The organism is Neobacillus drentensis (assembly GCF_036965645.1).
In the GTDB taxonomy this organism is placed as follows: domain Bacteria; phylum Bacillota; class Bacilli; order Bacillales; family Cytobacillaceae; genus Neobacillus; species Neobacillus drentensis_D.
Window position 1 is genome coordinate 26,950 of sequence record NZ_JBALPZ010000040.1, and the last position, 14,450, is coordinate 41,399.

Sequence of the window (14,450 nt, forward strand, 5' to 3'; positions counted from 1 at the left end):
ATGGTTTTACCCGTTAATACTCCATTTCTGTGTGAAAATCGATAATAACTGCTTGACTTGACTTTCAATAACCTCAACTTTTTGAGGCTCACTCATGTTTCCGAGCGGAAGGGACGGAAGCCATATTAAGGAACCGCCTACTCTATTTTCGTACATACGCCAATCCAACTCAGAAGTTATGTATAATAGATGTTTAAATTCACTTTGTAAAACCACATTTTCCCATTTTATTAACTCGTCGATGACATTTTCCATATTATCGCTTTTTAGATAGGTAAACGGTGGGAACAATAAGATTCTTCCTGTGAATTGCTTTTCGAGATAACCTGTCAAAAGCGATATAAATTCAAATGCAGCTGCCGACTGTTTCATCTCCTCCCCAAATGATAAAGAGTAAACTGGAATAACCGCAGTATCAACATACTCTTTTGCGTTTAAGTATGTTTCAACCTCTTGAGGTATCCATTTCATTTTTACACCAACCTTTTTGATTCACTAGTTCTATCATAACATTATCTCCCAAAATTATAAAAGATAAAGTAGAATATTTTAAATTATTCAACTCTAAAAAAAAAGAAGCCAGCTTAGCGCAGACTTCCCTTTTTTTGAGTTTGAGATAATTTATTTAATTTCTCGGTAAGAGCTTTAAATAATGGCTGATCCTGTTTATCAAGTGCTTCATCAATTAGCTCTAATAGTTTTTCACGTTGAAAACGTTCAATGCTGTATTGCAATAACTCTTCTGCGATGATTCCATCTTTTTCGTTTACCTGTAAATGCTTGGGAACAAACGGATTTTCCTCTAAAACTGCGGCATACTGATGTGCCTGATTAGAGGCATGGAAATTCAACTGAATAAATATATCCTCGTCTCGGTTTAGTCTTATATCATGAAAGGATTTTTCAGCATCTGTTGTCATAACATTTTCTTTATAAAAACGAAACGGAACTTTATCAACACAGTGTGTAGACATTATCAAACCCCGTGGACAATACTGTGCTTGCTCAACAAAATGTACCTTTTCCATTAATTGGTCGTGGCTCATTAGATAGTTTAAAATCCAAACACATTCTCTTCTTTTTAATTGATAGTGATTTAAAAACCAGCGAATAAAATCCTTCTTCTCGTTGACAGAAACAGGGGTTGTCATGTTAGTTTCCCTCCTCTGCATAATCAGCTTTTTTTTTAATTGTTCACATCAGTAATACGTTCAAGCAAATCCAGATACTCCTCGTTCGTTGGATCCCCCATTAACAACTGTTTAAAAATTTCGGCGGCGCGTTGGTTTTTTCCTTCTTCTACTAAAAAATATCCGTAATCCTGTAAAAATGCTTCATTACTCTTAAAAAAAGTATATGCACTTTCATATTTGTCTAATGCGAAAGAATATTCTTCAAGTTTATCGTAGGCTAAGGCTGCATCCCAGAGTAACTGTGGTTCTTCGTCACCATGGATATCCAGCTGGGCAATTAATTCAATTACATCCTCAAACCGTTCCTGCCGAAAAAAAAGCTTATTTAAAGTAATGGCTGCCTCCATAAATCCTGGATCGAGTGCAAGAGCCTCACGGAAATAGTGCTCTGCTTCCTCTTCATTTCCAAGCTTTAAACACATTTTACCGCCGTAGAAAAATAACTCTTTATTAAATTCATCCTGTTTAATGCCCTCTTTAATAGATTGTAAACTATTTTCTAGTTCTTCTTCCCGCTCGTATGCCTTAGCAAGATGCAGATATAGGGAATGGTACTCCGGGTCAAGCTCTTTCAATTCATTAAACTTTTCAATTGCAGTACGGTTGTATCCTGCTTGAAGTGCCGTGAAAGCATAGCCGAATAGAGTATTAATCTCTAACTTTTCTTTCAATGCCTGATCATAATAAGAGAGAGCTTCCTCAAAGGCACCTGAGGCACTTAATAAATCAGCCATTCTTCCATGAATATTAACTCCAGCAATTTCATCCTCTTCCCTTAAAACTCGCTCGTATGCATTCTTGGCTTTAATAACCTCACCTTGCTCACTGTATAGTTCACCTAAGGCAAAATCAATAATAACCTCGTCAGGCAGGAGCTCTTTTGCTTTTAACAGCTTTCTTTCACATACTTCATAAAGACCCTGAATTTGATAAAGATCAGCTAGTAATAATAGTGACTGTGCAAAATGGGCATCTTGTTCTGAAATTCTCTCTAGGACCAGAATTGCTTCTTCCTCTTGACCTGCTTCAACCAATATTTCACCCAGCAGGACAAGGAGTTCGCCTTCTTCAGGATAAGTTTTTAACAAGCTTTCAATTAATGCCTTTGCCTCTTCTAAGAACCCATAGTGATAAAGTTCTTCGCCGAGAAGAAATTTTTCTTCCGGATTACCGCTTTGTAATACATCATTATATTCACTTAATGCCTCTTTATGTTGGCCGTTTTCTAACATTTGAATAATTTTATTTACACGTTCCATTGGAATATACCTCTACTTCCCCAGATTTACAAAGAAAAATAAGATGGGGTTCGCACCTTAACATATTCTCCACTACCTGGACTAAATAAAACTTTATCGCCAGAGCGGATCACCTTTCCTTTGTGAACAGTTACAACAAGTCTATTACTATGATAATGAAATAAACTTTCTTCATCAACCTTCATGATTTCTTTTGACTTTAGATATAAATTATAGCTTAATTCAGTCCCCGTCATAAAGCTTCCTTTTTGGGGGTAAAGGCCAATCTTATTTTGAATAGAAATCGGTATAGGGGCATTTTCTTCAATTGTTTCGTAAAGGGCAGGAATTTTTTCTTTTATCATGATATCTTTCCATTTCGACAGAACCATCCTAGCTTCCTTCTTTTCTAAGGAAGAAATTATTGGAATTAGTGGACTGTTAAAAGGAAACATAGCTTCTCTAATCCAGCCCCACGGAATTCCCTCTAGTTCATCAAGTTCCTTTATTTCAATAAAAATGGCCGGAATTTTATATTTTTTACAACTTCTTAATAATGAGGGAGTAATTAGTTTTGGGGGAATTTTCACCCCAATAATAAAATCAATCGGACTGCTGATTAAGGCGTTCTTGATTTCGTTTAATTTATCTGACAATTCCTTTTGAAAAGATAAGTCAACATAAGTAAAAATGGTGGTAGATCCTTTGAATAAAAAATGTTCAATTATATAGTTCTTTAAAGCAGCAAAGGAACCTTTGTAAGGAATGGTTGAACTTAAAAGGACATAAGAAGGGGTCATAATATAGGGCTCTAAATCCATTCTCATAAACTGATCATGAGATGTACATTTTTGGACCATCGTTATTTGTTCATTCTTAACGAAAAGCGAACATATAGTTAGCTGCTTGTCCTTAAGTATATGGGCATTTTCAATAATATACATCATCCACCACCTATTTACTTTTCTTAAGACAAGCTATGCTAAAAACTTAGAATTTATAACTTTAATCAGCCGGTAAAAAGAAAAAGCTGCACAAGGCAGCTTTAGCGGATAAGGGTATTTAAATGTTTGAAAAAGTTTGGATAAGAAACTGAAATTGCCTCGGATTGTTCAAGTTCTACTGCATTCTCAGATAAAAGAGCAGCAATTGCCAGCATCATGCCAATTCGATGGTCACCGTGACTAGAAACCTTTCCGCCAGTTAGCTTGGATTTCCCGTGGATAACCATACCATCATGGGTCGCTTCAATATTAGCGCCCAATTTTTTTAATTCCTGAACAACTGTATCAATTCGATTTGTTTCTTTTACCTTTAGTTCTTCAGCATCTTTGATGATAGTTGTCCCTTCTGCTTGTGTTGCAAGGAGGGCAATGATTGGAATTTCATCTATCAGTCTTGGAATTAAGTTACCTTCCACTACTGTCCCTTTCAGGTTAGAGTTTTTAATGATGAGATCCCCAACGGGTTCAATATCATTGGTCTCCGCTTGAACAATCTCTAATTCCGCACCCATATTTTGCATAACTTCAATAATCCCGGTTCTAGTTGGATTTAGCCCAACATTTTTTAAGACAATCTCACTGCCAGGGATGATAGCACCTGCAACAAGGAAAAACGCCGCAGAGGATATATCACCAGGAACATGAATGGTGGATGCTGTTAGTTTTTGTCCACCGTTTACCTTTATTGTCAAATTATCTTTTGTGATTTCACCGCCAAATTGTCGAATCATTCTTTCTGTATGATCACGAGTCTCCGCTGGCTCAATAATGGTACTGATCCCATCTGCCTGTAATCCTGCAAGAATAAGTGCAGATTTAACCTGCGCGCTTGCGACTGGGAGTTTATACTGAATAGGCTGTAATTGGCCTCCACGGATAGAAATCGGTGTAAAATCTCCATTTTTTCGCCCATCCAGTTTGGCACCCATTTGGGTCAATGGGACCGTAACCCTTGTCATGGGTCTCTTACCAATCGAAGCATCACCCACAAGAGATGAGAAAAAAGGTCTGCCTGCTAATATGCCCATCAATAATCGAATCGTTGTCCCAGAGTTCCCTACATCTAAAACCTCGGAGGGCTCTGTTAATCCTTCAAAGCCATTTCCTATAATTCGAAGCCCTTCTTCTGATTCCTCAATTGTTACCCCTAGTTTTCGAAAGCAAGCTATCGTACTTAAACAATCATCACCTGGCAAAAAATTAGTTACCCTTGTTTCGCCATGGGCGATAGAACCAAACATGACAGAGCGATGGGATATAGATTTATCCCCTGGGATTGTTACATCACCAACTAAACGATTGACGTTGGTCTTAAGTTTTAATGTTTCCATCAAAAATCACCTTTTTTTATTCCATAATTTTTAAACGGTTAAGTACCTACTGAAGTTTCGTAGGTGGAGTAACTGCCTATACACCGCTCAGCCCTTTGACGGTCTTCCTCTGTCTGAAAACTGATAACTAAAACTCCATTAATATCTTCACGTGTTTCTAAGAGGCGAATATTAGTGATGCTAATATGTTCCTTTGCTAGATAACCCGTTATTTCTGAAATTATCCCAGGATAATCCGGAATATCCACGTACAAATCATAAAATGAAGGAATAGCCCCTTTTTCTTTCTGAGGCAGCCCATCGCGGAACTGCTTTGCTTGACTAAAATAGTTGTAAATAGCAGCACTGTTTTCTTGTTCTAAGAAAGTTTTGACCTCATTCATTTCTGAAAGCCAATGATTAAGTAATTCTATTAATATTTCACGATTGTGAAGTAAGATATCTTTCCACATTTCAGGACTGCTAGATGCAATCCTAGTAATATCGCGGAAGCCTCCTGCAGCAAGACGCGGGATTAGACTCTCCGATTCAGAGAGTCTTTCCGTTTGCCGGACAATCGATGCAGCGATGATATGCGGAAAATGGCTGACGATACCTGTAAGATAATCATGTGTTTTCGGAGTAATCGTTAAAAATTTAGCGTGTGTCCCGATTAACCACTCTTTTAGCGTTTCCACTTTAGAGTTTTCCACAAGATCTTCAGGAGTTAACAAATAGAAGGCATTTTCAAATAAAATTTCCTTTGCAGCTGAGACGCCGCTTTTATGTGAGCCAGCCATTGGATGGCCGCCAATAAAAGTAAATCCGCGTTTTGCTAAACTTAAACTGCTCTCAACAATTTTCCCCTTTGTACTGCCTGTATCTGTCACAATCACTTCTGGATTAAGTGGAAGTTCAGATAGGAGGTGGATGATTTCCTTTGTTTCATTAACTGGAGCAGCGATAATAATTAAATCGGCTCCTATCGCCCCTTCTTGAATACTATCAGCTATTTCATCGATGACTCCAAGCATCTTTGCAAGCCTCGCCTGTTCATGGTTAATATCAAATCCAACTATTTGGGACTCAATATGTTCCTTCTTAATACATAATGCTAAGGAACCACCTATCAATCCTAAGCCAATGACAAAAACCCGGCCCCTCAATGTCAATCCCCCTAGTTAGAGAATAATTAATTTTTAGATCGCCCCAAGAAATTCGCTTAATACCTGTAAAACACCATCATTTTGTTCTGCCGAGCCAACCGTAATTCTTACTGAGGTTGGGAAACCAAGCGCTTTTCCGGAACGGACAATATATCCTCTTTCTTGTAAATATTGAAAAACCTTATCTCCGTCCACTTTAAAATCTATTAAGATAAAATTGGTCTGAGTAGGATAATATTCAAGATTATGCTGTTCGCAAAATTTATAGAATTGTGCAATTCCATGTCTATTCTTTTCTTTACAATCTTCGACAAATTGCTGATCCTTAATTGCTGCACTCGCTGCTAACTGACCTAAAGAATTAACGTTAAATGGCTCTCTTGCAGGTTCTAAAGCCTTGATAATGGCAGGATTAGCTACCCCATAACCAATTCTTAAGGCTGCCAAACCATAAATTTTTGAAAACGTTCGTAATACAATTAGGTTATCGAACTTACGAGTCAAACTAATAGAATTATAATAATCCTCTGCGACTACATACTCATAATAAGCCTCGTCAAGAACCACTAGAATATGCGGCGGTACTTTTTCGAGAAACGCTATTAATTTATGCTCCGGTATATATGTACCTGTCGGATTATTAGGACTGCAGACCCAAATAACATTCGTTTGTTCATCAATGGCGCCTAACATTGCATCTAGGTCATGCTCCCCGCTTGCAAGTGGAACTTCCTTGATTATTGCTCCTTCAATTACAGCATTGTGCTTATACTGTGAAAAGGTCGGATGAGCCATCACTGTACTGGCATTTGGATGTAAAAGAGCTCTTGAGATCATTTGAATTAAATTATCTGAGCCATTTCCTAAAATAAGTTCGTTCTCTTCAACCTCCAAAAAGGATGCCAGTGATTCTCTTAAATTAGTCGCATAGCCATCAGGATAAATAGCCAGACTAGTTGGATTCGAATTTAGGACTGAATGAACTGAATCTGAACACCCAAATGGATTTTCATTGGAGGCTAGTTTTACGATCTTTTCTAGATTAAATTGTTTCTTTACCGCATCAATTGACTTTCCTGGTTGATATGGAGTCAGTGATAATAACTGTTCTTTCCATCTCATATTCTACACCCCGTTTGCTTTAAAAGTTGGTTTCTCCTATTGTGCCAGGCTGGTGTTTAAATCAGGCCTTAACACTTGTGCATCATTTAGATATACATGGACAATCTTTTCCTGTGTAACATTTGTATTGACATGCATCATTACTCTCACACACATCTTCAAAGAGTTAGGAACAGGCATTTCCCGCATACACATCACCGGTACATACGTCCAGCCTGGAAATTTCCGCAATGCTTTAGCCGGAAATGCAGCATCAATATCCTCTGTTGTTGAAACTAATACAGAAGCGACAGAATCCGGTTGAATTTGATTCTCATCAATTAATTTAGCAAAAAGCTGTTCGGTCGCTGTAATAATAGCTTCTTCAGAATTAGCAGTAACCGTCGTGGCACCCCTCACACCTCTGATCATAAAACATTCTCCCTTTATATTAGTATTTTTTCAACTCTTCCCATAATATTTCTTCTGTTACTTCCTGCAGCAATGGATGACCCAATTGTTCAAGTAAAACAAAACGAATTGTATCCCCAACAGATTTTTTATCTTGTCTCATTTTCGCTATCAAGCGTTCAAAGGATAATTGTTTAGGTATTGTGGTTTCATAGCCCAACGTTGTCACCCAATCAATAAATTCTTTTGTATTAAAATTTAAACTTAATAAGGTATTACTTAATTTCAAGGCAAAGATCGTCCCAATCATTACTGCTTCACCATGGGTGAACTTTCCATATCCCATTTCTGCTTCGATTGCATGTCCTAGCGTATGACCTAGGTTCAAAAAGGCTCGGACCCCTGTTTCTTTTTCATCCTGCGATACGAACTTGTTTTTTATCTTTATTCCTTGTACAAGAGAAGCAGATAATTGTTCTTTTGTTATGACATTTAAATCTAAAACATTTGACCTTAGCCAATCGTAAAATGGAGGATCTGCTATAAGGGCATGTTTAATAACCTCCGCAAACCCAGATCTAATTTCATGCATGGGAAGCGTATTTAACAATTCAAGATCATAGAATACTGCTTCAGGCTGATAAAATGCCCCAATCATATTTTTTCCAAGTGGATGATTGATTGCAACCTTACCGCCAACTGCACTATCGTGGGCAAGAATGGTTGTAGGCACTTGAATAAAAGGAATACCACGCATAAAAGAAGCTGCTACAAATCCAGTTAGATCACCAACAGCTCCACCTCCAAAGGAGAGAACAACAGATTTCCTATCTAAACGATTGGCTAGAGCGGTTGTCAAGGCCTCGTAATATACCTCGAAGGTCTTTGCTTTTTCACCTGCTGGTGCAGTAAAAATGATTGGTTCCCAAGGTTTTAGCACTTGAAGTAATTTTTCAAGATGGAGCTTTGCAACCGTTTCATCCGTAACAATTAATATTCTTGTTAAATCAGGGAAATGGTTTGTCAGGAATGTACAAAGTTCATTTCTAATTCCTTCCCCTACATAAACTGGATATTGCTTCGATTCCGTTTGAATCTGAATGGTTTCCATTTAAAATTCCCTCGCATATTCACGATGTCTATTAATTTCATCGACAAGGGTATCAAACCGGTCACTGTTAAACTGTTCGATTATGGAGTTAGCAAGCTCCCATGCTACAACATGCTCAGCAACGACTGCAGCAGCCGGTACTGCACAACTGTCAGACCGCTCCACACTGGCCGCAAATGGCTCCTTTGTTTCAATATCGACGCTCATCAGTGGTTTATATAGTGTAGGAATTGGTTTCATAACACCTCGTACTACAAGAGGCATCCCGGTCGTCATGCCGCCCTCAAAACCTCCGAGCCGATTGGTCTTACGATAATACCCTGATTCTGCATCCCAAGCAATTTCGTCATGGACTTGACTTCCAGGCAATCTTGCCGCCTCGAAACCAATTCCTATTTCAACACCTTTAAAGGCGTTAATACTCATAATAGCTGCTGCCAATTTGCCATCTAATTTTCGATCATAGTGAACATAGCTTCCAATTCCGGCAGGCATTCCTGTTGCAATAACTTCCACTACTCCGCCAATGGAATCTCCATTTTTCTTTGCCTCGTCGATAGCATCCATCATCGCCTGCTCCACATTGGGATCAGCAACCCGAACAGGTGATACTTCTGTCACTTCTTTCAATGTTTCTATCGTTAGATTAGGGTCAACAGATGCTTTTACACCGCCGATTTCGACAACATGCCCTACAATCTCGATACCAAGTAATGATAATAGCTTCTTTGCCACTGAACCCGCTGCAACTCTAACAGTCGTTTCTCTGGCTGAAGAACGCTCTAAGACATTTCTCATATCATGGTGACCATATTTAATGGCACCATTTAAATCTGCATGGCCAGGTCTTGCCCTTGTCACCTTCCGCTTGATTTCATCTTCTTGACCTTCTTCTAGTTCTTCAATTCCCATAATTTTTGTCCAATGCTTCCAGTCATCGTTCTTTACGACTAGTGCAATCGGTGAACCAAGGGTTTGTCCATGACGAACACCTGAAACAATTTCTGCAGTATCCTTTTCGATTTGCATTCGTCTTCCCCGGCCATAACCTTTTTGCCTTCTCGCTAATTCATCATTTATATCAGAAGCGCGAAGCGGCATTCCCGCTGGCAGGCCTTCTAAAATTGTCGTTAATTGCGGCCCATGGGATTCTCCTGCTGTTAAATATCTCATTCCCATCGCTCTTTCCCCCTTCAACTCATTAAAGAATTATTTATCAATATAACATATTGAGCAAAATAAACATAGTACTACTATTCAGAAAATAGGATTAAATTTTATTGTAATCGGATACAAAAAAAGCACTTGTATATTGTCATACAAGTGCCTCTCCAGAAAAAATTAGTAAATCCACTCGTTCACTAACTTAGAATAATCAACTACTTCAGCTTCTTTAAAGAACAAACCAATTTCACGTTCCGCACTTGCGGGAGAATCCGATCCGTGAATAACATTCTTACCAACAGTAAGGCCAAAATCACCACGGATTGTTCCTGGGGCTGCGTCCTTAGGATTAGTAGATCCCATCATTTGTCGGGCTGTTGCAATCACATTTTCTCCCTGCCAAACCATCGCAAAAACAGGTCCTGAAGTGATGAAATCAACTAACTCTCCAAAAAACGGACGCTCCTTATGTTCACCATAATGTTCTTCAGCAAGCTCATTTGGAATGCTCATTAATTTTGCCCCAACTAACTGGAAGCCTTTTTTTTCAAAACGAGCTACAATTTCCCCGATAAGGTTACGCTGAACTCCGTCAGGCTTTACCATCAAAAATGTTTTTTCCATGAATTACCACTCCCTAAAAAATGATTTATGTATATTGATTGTTTGATTCGACAATCCATGAAAATGTTATCATTTTTTTGAATATTTAGCAATATGGCAGTTGAAAGGAAATTAGAACTTTCGTCTGCCTATATATTTAGCAATATCCTTTAGTGTCTTTTTGGCTTTATTTTCAGGTAACTCCTCTAAAACAGATAATGCCTTATCTAAATAGTGATCACTTAAAGCGAAGGATTTTTCAATTGCACCTGATTGTTTAATGAGGGAGATAATTCGTCCTATTTTCTCTGGTCCCATATTTTCATGTACCTTTTCAATTTCACTAAATATATGGGGATTCTCCATTGCAAAGAGAGCAGGGGCAGTAATATTTCCTTGTAGAAGATCACTTCCAGCCGGCTTTCCTAGTTCCTTTTCAGTTGAGGTAAAATCCAAAATATCATCAATAATCTGATAGGACATTCCTACGTAATATCCAAATCTGAATAATTTTTTATGATAATGCACTTCAACACCCGCAGCAACAGCTCCTAACTGACAACTAACTGCAATCAACAAGGCTGTTTTTCTTTTTATTCTCCTAAGGTAGTCCCTTAGATTTTGATTAAAACGATATTTATCTTTTATTTGCTGAATTTCCCCAACAGTTACTTCTACAATGGTGTTTGCTAAGATTTTATGAGCTTCAGGTCTTTTGATATTTGTCATTAATTCAAGGGCAAGTGCAAAAACAAAGTCACCTGTATACATCGCGATTTTGTTATCCCATTTTGATTTGACAGTTGGCTGTCCCCGTCGAAGGTCGGCATCATCGATAACATCATCATGTACCAGTGAAGCCATATGAATTAATTCCAATGCGACAGCTACATTCTTAAGTACATGGATGTCGTATTGACCAAATTTACCTGCAAGCAAAACAAAAACAGGACGAATTCGTTTTCCTCCGGCTTGTAGTGTATGCATAGAAGCTTGCTTCAAAAGAAGAGACTCCGGCTGGATGGTCTCTTCAAGTTCTTTTTCTATTATGTTAATATCCGAATTCAAAAATGAATACATCATTTTTAATTTCATTTGTATTCACCCTGCTTTTCATCCTGTCTTCATTTTTGATGATTAAATTTTTTTACCTATGTGAACAGCGGCAGCACCACCACTATACGGTTTATATTTCACATCTTTAAATCCTGCTTTTTCAAATAACTTGGCAAGCTCTCTCATCCCTGGAAAATCACGAGCCGATTCATGAAGCCAAGCATACTCCCGGTAACTTTTCGCCAGCAGTTTTCCAAACATAGGCATGATATAACGAAAGTAAAAATAATAAAGCTGTTTATAGCCTATTAAGGTAGGCTGCGACGTTTCTAGGCAAACCGCTATCCCGCCTGGTTTAAGAACCCGCTTCATTTCCTTTAGTACTTGAAGGTAATCAGGTACATTCCTTAATCCAAAGCCTATCGTAACATAATCAAAGCTGTTTTCAGGAAATGGCAGTTCCATTGCATTTCCATGGATTAAAGACACTTGTTCAAGACCTAATTCCTTAACTTTTTCTATCCCAACATTTAACATGTTTTGGCTAAAATCGAGGCCAGTAACTTTTCCGGTCGGGCCAACTGCTTCAGCTAATGCAATGGTCCAGTCAGCAGTTCCGCAGCAGACATCGAGAGCTTTTGATCCCGGTTGAACATTCATTCTTCTCATGGTATCCTTCCGCCACTTGATGTGTTGCTGGAAACTAATAACCGAGTTCATTTTATCATAGTTATCAGATATCTTTTCAAACACATTGTGAACGCGCTGTTCCTTCGATTGCTGCATGTTTTACCCTTCTTCCACAAAAGATTTGGCATATGGCTGATGCTGCCCCAACAACACTGTGACCCTTTGTGCAAGGAAGTCATTCATGTTAGGAAGTTGCTTTTCAATTGAACGTTTTAAACGTTCTAAATATTCATCGCAAGCTTGTATTAAACGCTGTTGTTGTTCTACTGATAGTTCTTCCAATTTTACTTCGGAGTAAAAAAGCTTCTTCAATGATTGAAATAAAATAGAGTACCCTGATTGAAAATATTGGTCCTTTTCAACTAATAACCTTTTAAATAATAAAAGGTCACTTAGGAAATCATTCCAAAACTCCACTTTAAAATATTCAGTAACTTTTGTCAGTAAAGAACTTTCAATTCTTCTCATACTATTCATTAAACTCTTTATTCCATCAAGGTTACTTTGGTATACGAGAATCTTATTTTCGTTTACCTCTTTTACCCCTGCTGAAAGAGATTTTATCATGTTTATATCTTCTGATTCTGCAAGAAGTTTGTAGTATAGTCCGCTAAAATAGTCCCCTGCTAATACTGTTAATTGGCGTTTTTTCTCATCAATTGACGCACTGGATATGTAATCATGGGTGTCAAGGGCAATTTGGATTAACATCGTTGACAATGAATAGTTTTGAATCTCATTAAAAGACAGATCTAGTGGTTCCATAATAGAGACGAGGGCTAAAAGCTTTTCCTCATCAATTTTTGGGGTTTCTATGTATTCAATTAAGTAGGAATCCAAAACCCTTTTTTCGACCTGCTCTTTTATCGCTATAAATCTTTGTCGAATGTTATGCACCATCATCACCCTTGCTTCCCCGATGTAATCACTTTATGTATTTTATATTGTCTATTTGAATGAAAATTTCATGCCTCTATTAAGAAAAATTACTTTCTCAATAATAAAACAAGGCAGAGACCATTATAACATAAAAGGTCTGATATGAGCAGGTGTTCACAAAATAAACACTTAGCATTCTATATTGCGGCTATTTTCTAAGTTCACTCTCAACTTCACCAAATTGAGTTAAAATTTTAGCGTTACCACGAATTTTAATCGCAGAGGTATGCTCCGTAAATTGAGCAATGAGCACCTCTCCTTTATCAAGTTTTTCAGAATGATGGAATCTGGTATCAGAGCCTCTTGTTAGCCCGATTACACTAACGCCATCATCTTCAGCTTTAATCACAACATATTCGCTATTTTGTGGATTACGCTTTTCCAAATTGATCACTCCAAATGTCAAGAAATAATTGTTCTCAATATTTTATCAAGGAAAGAACCTCAGAACGTGCCACTGCATCATCTGCAAGAATTCCACGAACAGCCGTTGTAACGGTCTTAGAACCAGGCTTTTTTACACCACGCATGGTCATACACATATGCTCCGCCTCCACGACAATCATTACACCGCGAGGGTCAAGCTTTTCCATCATACTATCTGCAATTGTTGACGTAATCCTTTCCTGCAGCTGCGGCCTTTTAGCAACTGCTTCAACCGCACGCGCTAATTTACTAAGCCCTGTTACACGGCCATTTTGTGGAATATAAGCAACATGCGCTTTTCCAAAAAATGGGACCAAATGATGTTCGCACATAGAGTAAAACGGAATATCTTTCACTAATACAAGTTCTTCGTGGTCTTCACTAAAAATGGTTTCAAAATGCTGCTTTGGATCTTCATTTAAACCACTGAATACTTCCTCATACATTTTTGCCACTCTTTTAGGTGTGTCAAGTAGACCTTCACGATTTGGATCTTCACCTATTGCTTCTAATATTAAACGTACCGCCTCTTCGATTTGGGCACGATTGACTTCCGACATACCGTATTCCTCCTAAAGTATATCTTTTAAGTATAAACAACAAATACATATTAGCACAATCATTTCACTGCAAGCAAAAAAAATAGATGTTTTAACTTGATGTTTACCCTATGAGAAAGAAAAAAGGCCATGGACTTCTCCATGACCTTTTTGCCTAAGCTCCCGCTTAAAGCAATCATTTATGTAATTACTTAACTGCATCTTTAAGCGCTTTTCCTGGTTTGAAAGCTGGTACCTTGCTAGCAGCGATTTCGATTTCATCACCTGTTTGTGGGTTACGACCTTTACGGGCAGCACGCTCACGTACTTCAAAGTTACCAAAACCAATTAGTTGTACCTTATCACCATTTTTTAAAGCATCTAAAATCGCATCAAAAACAGCATCAACTGCTTTTGTAGCGTCTTTTTTTGAAAGCTCGCTAGCTTCAGCAACTGCATTAATAAGTTCTGTCTTGTTCATGCCATTCACCTCCTCCCA

At 38.1% G+C, this 14,450-nt stretch carries 17 protein-coding genes; all 17 read right to left on the reverse strand.

Translation table 11 applies throughout. From position 1 onward, the window contains the following. Positions 1-6 precede the first annotated feature (6 nt). The 17 genes from V7266_RS07695 to V7266_RS07775 all read right to left on the reverse strand — a co-directional run bounded on the left by V7266_RS07695 (position 7) and on the right by V7266_RS07775 (position 14,432). Complete coding sequence (locus V7266_RS07695) at positions 7-471, reverse strand: YpiF family protein (RefSeq protein WP_335467221.1); 465 nt, start codon at positions 469-471, stop codon at positions 7-9. Positions 472-584: 113 nt separating this feature from the next. Beyond that, positions 585-1,151, reverse strand: coding sequence for a ReoY family proteolytic degradation factor (locus V7266_RS07700; protein WP_335467223.1), 567 nt, complete (start codon positions 1,149-1,151; stop codon positions 585-587). Positions 1,152-1,186: 35 nt separating this feature from the next. Further along, a complete protein-coding gene (locus V7266_RS07705; protein WP_335467225.1) occupies positions 1,187-2,452 on the reverse strand; it encodes a tetratricopeptide repeat protein in 1,266 nt (421 codons plus the stop codon). A 26-nt stretch (positions 2,453-2,478) separates the two neighbouring features. Next, entirely contained in the window at positions 2,479-3,375 is an 897-nt protein-coding gene (locus tag V7266_RS07710; RefSeq protein ID WP_335467227.1) for a hypothetical protein, read from the reverse strand. Positions 3,376-3,476: 101 nt separating this feature from the next. Continuing rightward, positions 3,477-4,766, reverse strand: coding sequence for a 3-phosphoshikimate 1-carboxyvinyltransferase (gene aroA / locus V7266_RS07715; RefSeq protein WP_335467229.1), 1,290 nt, complete (start codon positions 4,764-4,766; stop codon positions 3,477-3,479). A gap of 38 nt (positions 4,767-4,804) precedes the next feature. Beyond that, positions 4,805-5,911: a prephenate dehydrogenase gene (locus V7266_RS07720; RefSeq protein WP_335467231.1), complete on the reverse strand. Its 1,107-nt coding sequence runs from the start codon at positions 5,909-5,911 to the stop codon at positions 4,805-4,807. 33 nt (positions 5,912-5,944) lie between these two features. Beyond that, a complete protein-coding gene (gene hisC / locus V7266_RS07725; RefSeq protein ID WP_335467233.1) occupies positions 5,945-7,033 on the reverse strand; it encodes a histidinol-phosphate transaminase in 1,089 nt (362 codons plus the stop codon). Positions 7,034-7,069: 36 nt separating this feature from the next. Further along, entirely contained in the window at positions 7,070-7,444 is a 375-nt protein-coding gene (gene aroH, locus V7266_RS07730) for a chorismate mutase (protein WP_335467235.1), read from the reverse strand. Positions 7,445-7,463: 19 nt separating this feature from the next. Further along, positions 7,464-8,534, reverse strand: coding sequence for a 3-dehydroquinate synthase (gene aroB, locus V7266_RS07735; protein WP_335467237.1), 1,071 nt, complete (start codon positions 8,532-8,534; stop codon positions 7,464-7,466). After that, positions 8,535-9,707 (reverse strand): chorismate synthase, encoded by a 1,173-nt coding sequence (gene aroC / locus V7266_RS07740; protein ID WP_335467287.1) that lies wholly within the window; start codon positions 9,705-9,707, stop codon positions 8,535-8,537. It abuts the gene before it with no gap. 168 nt (positions 9,708-9,875) lie between these two features. Further along, positions 9,876-10,322, reverse strand: coding sequence for a nucleoside-diphosphate kinase (ndk, locus tag V7266_RS07745; protein ID WP_335467239.1), 447 nt, complete (start codon positions 10,320-10,322; stop codon positions 9,876-9,878). 111 nt (positions 10,323-10,433) lie between these two features. Continuing rightward, positions 10,434-11,396, reverse strand: a complete 963-nt coding sequence (gene hepT, locus V7266_RS07750; protein ID WP_335467241.1) for a heptaprenyl diphosphate synthase component II — start codon at positions 11,394-11,396, stop codon at positions 10,434-10,436. A gap of 42 nt (positions 11,397-11,438) precedes the next feature. After that, the gene (locus tag V7266_RS07755; protein WP_335467243.1) at positions 11,439-12,143 is read right to left on the reverse strand and encodes a demethylmenaquinone methyltransferase; all 705 of its coding nucleotides are present in this window, start codon (positions 12,141-12,143) and stop codon (positions 11,439-11,441) included. A 3-nt stretch (positions 12,144-12,146) separates the two neighbouring features. After that, the gene (locus tag V7266_RS07760; RefSeq protein WP_335467244.1) at positions 12,147-12,950 is read right to left on the reverse strand and encodes a heptaprenyl diphosphate synthase component 1; all 804 of its coding nucleotides are present in this window, start codon (positions 12,948-12,950) and stop codon (positions 12,147-12,149) included. A 184-nt stretch (positions 12,951-13,134) separates the two neighbouring features. Next, positions 13,135-13,371, reverse strand: coding sequence for a trp RNA-binding attenuation protein MtrB (mtrB, locus tag V7266_RS07765; RefSeq protein WP_335467246.1), 237 nt, complete (start codon positions 13,369-13,371; stop codon positions 13,135-13,137). A 34-nt stretch (positions 13,372-13,405) separates the two neighbouring features. Further along, positions 13,406-13,972 carry a GTP cyclohydrolase I FolE gene (gene folE / locus V7266_RS07770; protein WP_335467248.1) on the reverse strand — a complete coding sequence of 189 codons (567 nt, stop codon included), beginning with the start codon at positions 13,970-13,972 and terminating at the stop codon, positions 13,406-13,408. A gap of 187 nt (positions 13,973-14,159) precedes the next feature. Beyond that, entirely contained in the window at positions 14,160-14,432 is a 273-nt protein-coding gene (locus V7266_RS07775) for an HU family DNA-binding protein (protein ID WP_007084878.1), read from the reverse strand. Positions 14,433-14,450 lie beyond the last annotated feature (18 nt).

What these genes read in the sequence shown, in the direction of transcription:
- V7266_RS07695 (WP_335467221.1), bottom strand. Translation starts at nt 471, where the DNA reads ATGAAATGGATACCTCAAGAGGTTGAAACATACTTAAACGCAAAAGAG.
- V7266_RS07700 (WP_335467223.1), bottom strand. Translation starts at nt 1,151, where the DNA reads ATGACAACCCCTGTTTCTGTCAACGAGAAGAAGGATTTTATTCGCTGG.
- V7266_RS07705 (WP_335467225.1), bottom strand. Translation starts at nt 2,452, where the DNA reads ATGGAACGTGTAAATAAAATTATTCAAATGTTAGAAAACGGCCAACAT.
- V7266_RS07710 (WP_335467227.1), bottom strand. Translation starts at nt 3,375, where the DNA reads ATGTATATTATTGAAAATGCCCATATACTTAAGGACAAGCAGCTAACT.
- aroA (WP_335467229.1), bottom strand. Translation starts at nt 4,766, where the DNA reads ATGGAAACATTAAAACTTAAGACCAACGTCAATCGTTTAGTTGGTGAT.
- hisC (WP_335467233.1), bottom strand. Translation starts at nt 7,033, where the DNA reads ATGAGATGGAAAGAACAGTTATTATCACTGACTCCATATCAACCAGGA.
- aroH (WP_335467235.1), bottom strand. Translation starts at nt 7,444, where the DNA reads ATGATCAGAGGTGTGAGGGGTGCCACGACGGTTACTGCTAATTCTGAA.
- aroB (WP_335467237.1), bottom strand. Translation starts at nt 8,534, where the DNA reads ATGGAAACCATTCAGATTCAAACGGAATCGAAGCAATATCCAGTTTAT.
- aroC (WP_335467287.1), bottom strand. Translation starts at nt 9,707, where the DNA reads ATGAGATATTTAACAGCAGGAGAATCCCATGGGCCGCAATTAACGACA.
- ndk (WP_335467239.1), bottom strand. Translation starts at nt 10,322, where the DNA reads ATGGAAAAAACATTTTTGATGGTAAAGCCTGACGGAGTTCAGCGTAAC.
- hepT (WP_335467241.1), bottom strand. Translation starts at nt 11,396, where the DNA reads ATGAAATTAAAAATGATGTATTCATTTTTGAATTCGGATATTAACATA.
- V7266_RS07755 (WP_335467243.1), bottom strand. Translation starts at nt 12,143, where the DNA reads ATGCAGCAATCGAAGGAACAGCGCGTTCACAATGTGTTTGAAAAGATA.
- V7266_RS07760 (WP_335467244.1), bottom strand. Translation starts at nt 12,950, where the DNA reads ATGATGGTGCATAACATTCGACAAAGATTTATAGCGATAAAAGAGCAG.
- folE (WP_335467248.1), bottom strand. Translation starts at nt 13,972, where the DNA reads ATGTCGGAAGTCAATCGTGCCCAAATCGAAGAGGCGGTACGTTTAATA.
- V7266_RS07775 (WP_007084878.1), bottom strand. Translation starts at nt 14,432, where the DNA reads ATGAACAAGACAGAACTTATTAATGCAGTTGCTGAAGCTAGCGAGCTT.